The 1694-nt window shown below is 70.5% G+C and carries 2 protein-coding genes; both read right to left on the bottom strand.

What is annotated here, in order from left to right; all coding sequences use genetic code 11:
- Positions 1 to 17: 17 nt before the first annotated feature.
- Complete coding sequence (locus VFF46_RS33430) at positions 18 to 908, bottom strand: hypothetical protein (protein ID WP_325041242.1); 891 nt, start codon at positions 906 to 908, stop codon at positions 18 to 20.
- A 10-nt stretch (positions 909 to 918) separates the two neighbouring features.
- A partial coding sequence (locus VFF46_RS33425; RefSeq protein ID WP_325041241.1) for a L,D-transpeptidase occupies positions 919 to 1694 on the bottom strand: 776 nt, incomplete at its 5' end.

Here is a 1694-nt window from a genome sequence, read left to right as displayed (position 1 = left end):
GAGGGGTTCTTGCTTGGTCAGCCGGTGACGGGCTGGTGGGTTTTGACGGGGGTGGGGACGGGGGCCGCCGGCGGGTTGTTGACCTGGGGTGGGGCGGGGTGGTCGACCGGGGGCTTGGGGGTTGGCTTCGGCTTCGCGGCGGGTTTGGCGCAGGTGGCGGAGGCCAGGTTGATGGTTTCGGCGCCGCCCAGGTTGATGGTCAGGCCGGTGACCGTGAACGCGCCGTCGGAGTGCTTCGCCTGGCTGTTGACCGTGATCGACGCCAGCGGGTTGGACGGCAGGCTCGCACCCTGCTTCGTGGTCGGCACCTTGAGCGTCTGGCCGAGCAGCGTCAGCGACCCGATGTCGATACCGCCGTGGTCACCCGAGCACCAGACGTTCAGCGAGTCGATAGCGAGCAGCGACTTCGGCGGCGTGAGCAGCAGGTTGCACAGGTCCGGCAGGTTCTTCACCGGCAGGTCCGCGGTGCTCAGCTTCGGCAGCGGCAGGCCCAGGTCCGGCAGCGGGAGGTTCGGCACGGGGAGGTTCTGGGCGCCGGTCGCCGGCAGGTTCGCGCACTGCTGCTTGAGCTCCGGCGGGAGCTTCACCTGGCTGAGGACGTCCGGCCCGATCACGATGTCGAACAGCTCCACCGACGCCGAGTCGTTGCCCGCGGTCGCCGTCCCGGCCCGGACCGAGATCAGCGGGTTCTTCGGCAGCTCGAGCGCGGACGTCGTCTGCCGTTTGCCGTCCAGCGACTCGGCGTACGGCGTCTTCGCGACCGGCACCTGCCCTTCCGCGCTCACGGCGTACGCCGAGGACGGGCGGGCGGCCGCGTTGCCGACCGGCGCACTCGCGACCAGGCTGAACGTCACGACGCCCGCCACGGCCGCGGCCGTGAGCACCGTCGGAGCCAACTGTCGTCGCATCGGATTCTCCTTATTTGCTGTCGATCAGGACGAGCGTCCCGAGCGGAACCTTCTGCAGGTGGGCGAGCGCGGTCCTCGGCACCCGGACGCAGCCGGCGCTGATCGCCGCACCGAAGACGTGCGGATTCGGCCAGCCGTGGATCGCGACGGTACCAGGTCCGCCACCGAACGTGTCCAAGGTGGGACTGTGCGCACCCAGCGGGAGCACGACCGGCGACGCCGAGCGTTTGTGGTCGATGATCGAGCCGAGCAGGAACGTCCGGCCGGGTGGCGTCGGCGTCTTCCGCGCGCCGACCCCGGCCTTCCAACTGCCGAGGCTCTTGTTGTCGAGGAACAGCTCGAGCGTCCGCGAGCTGGTGTGCACGCGGATCAGGTACGACGAACTGGCCCGGTCGAGGTCCGTGTCCTGGAGCCACCCGGTGGACCGGTTCGGCTTGGAGGGCAGCAGGACCCGGACCCATCCGTCGCTCTGGTCCACCACCGGCAGCCAGGTCGGCCCGAACTGGGTGGGCCCGATCTTCCCGAACGCCGTGTCCGCGTCCGGCGAGCTGAACAGGGCGGCCTCCGCCCGCGGGTGCACGACGACGCCGGTGGTCCCGGCGAACGGGTCGGTGTCCAGCGGCGCGGTGGGGATCGTGGTGGCGGTCGTCGACGCGGTCAGCGTGCTGAGGTCGACCGTCTTCGCGCTGCTCGCCTTGTTGCCGAAGATCCCGATCGCGGCGACCACCCCGAGCAGGACGAGCACAGCCAGTGCAGGGACCGAGCTACCACCCCGCTCGTTGCGCA

The organism is Kribbella sp., from assembly GCF_035655035.1.
Classification (GTDB): Bacteria; Actinomycetota; Actinomycetes; order Propionibacteriales; family Kribbellaceae; genus Kribbella.
Note: the sequence above shows the minus strand (reverse complement) of the source record. Positions and strands in the feature narration are given on the sequence as shown.

Bases quoted from the DNA above. Each gene is read 5' to 3' on its own strand.
- VFF46_RS33430 (WP_325041242.1), bottom strand. From the start codon at position 908: ATGCGACGACAGTTGGCTCCGACGGTGCTCACGGCCGCGGCCGTGGCG.